Source organism: Lebetimonas natsushimae, from assembly GCF_002335445.1.
Classification (GTDB): domain Bacteria; phylum Campylobacterota; class Campylobacteria; order Campylobacterales; family Nautiliaceae; genus Lebetimonas; species Lebetimonas natsushimae.
Genome location: NZ_BDME01000003.1, coordinates 1 through 5,612, shown reverse-complemented (window position 1 = coordinate 5,612; position 5,612 = coordinate 1). Strand labels below are relative to the sequence as shown.

General features: G+C 29.7%; 4 protein-coding genes. 3 read left to right on the top strand and 1 reads right to left on the bottom strand.

The genetic code is table 11. The annotated features are described in order from the left end of the window. The coding region (locus LNAT_RS06990) for a beta strand repeat-containing protein (RefSeq protein WP_143471334.1) at positions 1-2,225 on the bottom strand (2,225 nt) is incomplete at its 3' end. 299 nt (positions 2,226-2,524) lie between these two features. Between LNAT_RS06990 and cysD the strand changes: the two genes are divergently transcribed. The 3 genes from cysD to cysC are packed head-to-tail and all read left to right on the top strand — an operon-like array spanning position 2,525 to position 5,470. Continuing rightward, positions 2,525-3,427, top strand: a complete 903-nt coding sequence (gene cysD, locus LNAT_RS06985) for a sulfate adenylyltransferase subunit CysD (protein ID WP_096259806.1) — start codon at positions 2,525-2,527, stop codon at positions 3,425-3,427. Then, the gene (gene cysN / locus LNAT_RS06980) at positions 3,427-4,887 is read left to right on the top strand and encodes a sulfate adenylyltransferase subunit CysN (protein ID WP_096259804.1); all 1,461 of its coding nucleotides are present in this window, start codon (positions 3,427-3,429) and stop codon (positions 4,885-4,887) included. The genes cysD and cysN overlap by 1 nt, the downstream gene beginning before the upstream one ends. After that, on the top strand, positions 4,877-5,470 hold the full coding sequence (cysC, locus tag LNAT_RS06975; protein WP_096259802.1) for an adenylyl-sulfate kinase: 594 nt from the start codon (positions 4,877-4,879) through the stop codon (positions 5,468-5,470). The genes cysN and cysC overlap by 11 nt, the downstream gene beginning before the upstream one ends. Positions 5,471-5,612: the final 142 nt, after the last annotated feature.

The following is a 5,612-nucleotide window of genomic DNA, read 5'->3' as shown; positions in this document are numbered from 1 at the left end:
TCCCCCTCTATATATCCTCTGTTTTCTAAAACTTTACTCTCATGTGGTGCCACATTTCCTGAAAAATCGTCTATTACATTTTCGGCAACAATATTTCCTGTATTTAATATTTTTACATTTGCGATAGCATCGGCATCTATCTCAAAAGCGGTACTTGCCATTATTGATTTTTGGTTTGTTATTGTAACTGCTACACTGCCTTCACCGCTTTTTGCTTTTGTATATATTCCTACATCAGCATTAATATTGCCATTATTTGTTATTGTAACTTCTGTATTTCCATAATTATAGTAAGAAGCATCAGTTGATGCTTCAATATGAATTCCATCACCTTTATTAGCAACAATATCTCCATTGTTAGTTATTGTAACTTTTGTATTTCCATAATTATCATAATAAGAAGCATCAGTTGATGCTTCAATATGAATTCCATCACCTTTATTAGCAACAATATCGCCATTATTTGTTATTGTAACTTCTGTATTTCCATAATTATAGTAAGAAGCATCAGTTGATGCTTCAATATGAATTCCATCACCTTTATTAGCAACAATATCTCCATTGTTAGTTATTGTAACTTTTGTATTTCCATAATTATCATAATAAGAAGCATCAGTTGATGCTTCAATATGAATTCCATCACCTTTATTAGCAACAATATCTCCATTGTTAGTTATTGTAACTTTTGTATTTCCATAATTATATCCACCATAAACTTCACCCGCATCTTCATTATAATAATATGAATCATTAGCTGATGCATTAATATAAATTCCATCACCTTTACTGGCATTAATGTCTCCATTGTTAGTTATTGTAACTATTGAGTTCCCACGATTATTCGCACCATAAGCATAAGCTGATGCATTAATATAAATTCCGTCTCCTTCACTAGCATTAATATCTCCACTGTTAGTTATTGTAACTGTCGCATTCCCATAATTATCACAATAGTTACAATTTGCTTCTGCGTCAATTTTTATTCCATCATCATCAGAAGTTATTCTTCCTAAATTTGTAATATTTACTCTTGCATTTCCACTGTTACCACTATTGGAATATGCATAAATTGCATCATCGTAAGAAATAATTTTACCTGTATTGTTAATTTCAACTGATGAATTTCCATCTGAAGTATTGGATTTAGCATATATTCCGTAATGACCGTCAGAATTCAAATCCTCTGTATTTTGAATATTTACTCTTGCATTTCCATTGTTACCACTATTGGAATATGCATGAATTGCATCATCGTAAGAAATAATTTTACCTGTATTGTTAATTTCAACTGATGAATTTCCATCTGAAGTATCGGATTCGGCAAATATTCCGTAATGATTGCCAGAATTCAAATCCCCTGAATTTGTAATATTAATTATACTTGATGTATGAGTATCATGACTTACATAAATACCGGTATCATTAGAATATATATTTCCTGAATTGGTAATATCGGTATCCATTGTATTTAATTTATAATTTTCATCAACAGCTATACCGACCTTTGATGAAGTAATATTCCCTTCATTTATTATATTCGTTTTTTCGGAATTTATTGAAGCAATACCGTCGGCTTCTCCAAGAGAATTATTATTTGTTACAGTTATATTTCCTTTATTGATGATAGGATTTGAAGTATTGTTGTCTGTTACTAAAATTCCTACTGCATAATAATCATCACCGTTTTTCGTGGTTGTATTTATTTCAATATTACCGTTATTTACAATATTTCCCGTATTACTCTCCGCCATAATACCCAGTGCATTTAGCTTACCTATACTGCTATTGTTTTCCTGAATAACAATATCACCGTTATTTGTAATATTCCCTTCATTCTCTCCTGTATAAATACCTACACTATAATTTGCATCACTGTTTATTTGTATTAAATTGTCATTTGTAATATTTCCTTTATTTGTTTCATCAATTACAATTCCACCTGAATAATTTACATCATTGGTTTTATTTACTTCAATTTTACCTTCATTTGTAATGTTATCAGTAAAATTTGTATCTTTAACATGTATCGCAAAAGGATTTGGATTTGTTTCATTAATTTCTATCGCACCGGTATTGGTAACAGTAACATTTTTAGAAGAGTTTAATTCAACACCTGTTGTATTTACATCATCTATAACAATATCCGAATTAACAGGTCGAGCATTTGAAACAGAAACAATTGCTGCAACTGCAACAGCGCTTAACATGAATTTTTGAGGTCTCATTTTTTTCTCCTTTTATTAGCGATGGAGCAACTGTGCGGAGAAGAATTTAAACTTTACTTAATTATTGTCAGTATAACATATAATTTTAATTAAATCAATATTAACTATTATTAATTATCTTAAAAAAACGAATTTAACAAATTGTTACTTTTTTGTTTATACAGTTTTGTACTATATTATTTTATTTTAATAAAATTTATTATTTTATGTAAAAAAAATATTTTTGATAAAATATCTTAATTTAAAAAATATATGAATTTAACAGTTTTTTTAAATCTTCCAAACATTAAAGGAGTTTTGTGAAATTTATCACCCATCTAAAACAGCTTGAAGCTGAAAGTATATATATTTTAAGAGAAGTAGCAGCAAATTTTTCTAATCCTGTAATGTTATATAGCATAGGAAAAGATTCTTCCGTGATGCTTCATTTGGCAATGAAAGCTTTTTACCCTGGAAAACCTCCTTTTCCGCTTCTGCATGTGGATACTTTATGGAAATTTAAAGAAATGATAGAATTTCGTGACAAAAGAGTTAATAAATTGGGACTTGATTTGATAGTTTATACAAATCCTGAAGGGATTGAGATGAATATCAATCCTTTTATTCACGGAAGTAAAATTCATACAGATATAATGAAAACCCAGGGGCTTAAACAGGCTTTGAATAAATACGGATTTGATGCAGTAATAGGCGGTGCTAGAAGAGATGAAGAAAAAAGCAGAGCAAAAGAGAGAATATTTAGTTTCAGGGATAAAAATCACAGATGGGATCCAAAAAACCAAAGACCGGAACTTTGGAATTTATACAATACCCATATTCATAAAGGTGAAAGTGTCAGGGTTTTTCCTTTAAGCAATTGGACAGAGCTTGATATCTGGCAATATATATATTTAGAGAATATTCCAATAGTTCCTCTTTATTTTGCCAAAGAAAGACCGGTGGTGGAATATGAAGGTACCAAAATAATGGTGGATGATGAGAGAATGCCAGAAGAACTGAGAAAAAAAGCCAAAATGGAAAAAGTAAGATTCAGGACCCTCGGATGTTACCCCTTAACAGGTGCTATAAATTCAAAAGCTGATACACTGCCTAAAATTATAGAAGAAATGCTTTTAAGCAGAACCAGTGAGAGGGAAGGAAGACTTATAGATAAAGACCAGGAAGGCAGTATGGAAAAGAAAAAAATAGAAGGTTATTTTTAATGAAAATAAAAAATAATATTGAAAATTATCTGAAAGAGCACGAAAACAAAGAAATGCTCAGGTTTATAACATGTGGAAGTGTGGATGGCGGTAAATCCACATTAATCGGTAGGCTTTTATATGATTCTAAAATGATATTTGAAGACCAGATTGCCCAGCTAAAACAGGAAAGCAAAAAATATGGTACTGTTGAAAATGAAGAAATAGATTTTGCATTATTGGTAGATGGGCTTCAAAGTGAAAGGGAACAGGGAATAACAATAGACGTTGCATACAGATTTTTTTCAACAGATAAAAGAAAATATATTATAGCAGACACCCCCGGACATGAACAATATACAAGAAATATGGTGACAGGAGCCAGTACGGCGGATTTAGCTGTTATTTTAATAGATGCAAGAAAAGGTGTTTTAACCCAGACAAGAAGACACTCATTTTTAGTTACACTCCTTGGAATCAGAAATATAGTTGTTGCGGTTAATAAAATGGATTTGGTCAATTACAGCAAAGAAAGATTTGAAAAGATAGTAAGAGATTATAAAAAAATGTTTGAAGATTTAAGACACTCTCTGCCTTATAAAACTTATAATGCTGAAATAGAATTTATTCCGATAAGCGCCCTAAAAGGGGACAATGTTGTGCAAAATTCAAAAAATATGTCTTGGTATAAAGGAAAACCTCTTTTAAAATATTTAGACTCAGTAAAAATTTTAAAAAATAATTTTAAATATTTCAGATATCCTGTTCAGTATGTTAATAGACCAAACCTTGATTTTAGGGGATTTTGCGGAACTATATCAAGCGGTGAAATAAATACAGGCGATAAAATAAAAGTATATCCGTCAATGAAAAATTCTACTATTAAAGAAATAATTCCCCCTGTTAATCCTGAAAAAGAAGTTAAACAGGAAGAAAAATTACTAAAAAATGCTTTTGCTCCAATGGCAATAACATTAACGTTAAATGATGAAATTGATATCAGCAGAGGTGATTTAATAATGAAAGAAGGAGAAAAGGAACCGCTTTTTAATGATTCTTTTGAAGCTTTTCTTGTATGGATGGATGAAGAATCTTTTAAAAACAAAGAATATGTCTTAAAAATTTATACAAAAGAAACAAATGCCGTTGTTTCTAAAATTTTATTTAAAAAAGATGTAAATACTTGGGAAAAATTGGAAACTAAAACACTTAATTTAAATGACATTGCAAGAGTTCAAATAGATTTGAGCGAAAAAATAGCATTTGATTTATATGAAAATAACATAGGCACGGGAGCATTTATTTTAATAGATAAAATAACAAATAATACAGTAGCAGCTGGAATGATAGTAGGAGAATCTACTAAACATATTAAAAAAAGGATTTATACAGAAAGTGAAATAGCCCTTAATAAGTTTATAAGAGAACATTTCCCTGAATGGTGTTGTAAAAGCATTGAGGAATTAGAAAATGAATCATAATATTATTATTCATCCACATAAAGTAAGTAGAAAAAAAAGAGAAAAAATAAAAAACCAGAGAGGTTGTGTCTTATGGTTTACCGGACTTTCAGGCAGTGGTAAAAGCACTATAGCTAATGAAGTTGAAAATCAATTAAATAAATTAGGTTTTCATACATATTTGCTTGATGGAGATAACATAAGACATGGACTAAATAAGGATTTAGGATTTAGTGAAAAAGACAGAAGTGAAAATATAAGAAGAATAGCAGAACTTTCAAAACTTTTTGTAGATGCTGGCATTATTACTTTAACTGCTTTTATTTCACCTTTTATAAAAGACAGACAAAAGGCAAAAGAAATTATAGGAGAGAGGGATTTTATAGAAATTTTTATAGATACCCCTTTTGCAGAATGTGTAAAAAGAGATCCGAAAGGATTATATAAAAAAGCAATGAGAGGTGAAATAAAAAATTTTACCGGTATAAACTCTCCTTATGAAAAACCTGTTAATCCCACAATTCATATAAAAACACTGGAAGAAAATATTGAAGAATCTGTTAAAAAAATAATTAATTATTTAAAAATAAATAACTATATCTAATTTCTTTTCAAATTAACACCAATTTTCAGCAGTATGAAATCTTTGTTCAGGAGTCGGGATATTTAAACAAGCCGTTAAAAAAAGAAGAAGAAAGAAAAAAAGAGAGAAGTTCAACTTAGAATTTCCAGTTAAATTTCATTTC

What these genes read in the sequence shown, in the direction of transcription:
- cysC (WP_096259802.1), top strand. Translation starts at nt 4,877, where the DNA reads ATGAATCATAATATTATTATTCATCCACATAAAGTAAGTAGAAAAAAA.
- cysN (WP_096259804.1), top strand. Translation starts at nt 3,427, where the DNA reads ATGAAAATAAAAAATAATATTGAAAATTATCTGAAAGAGCACGAAAAC.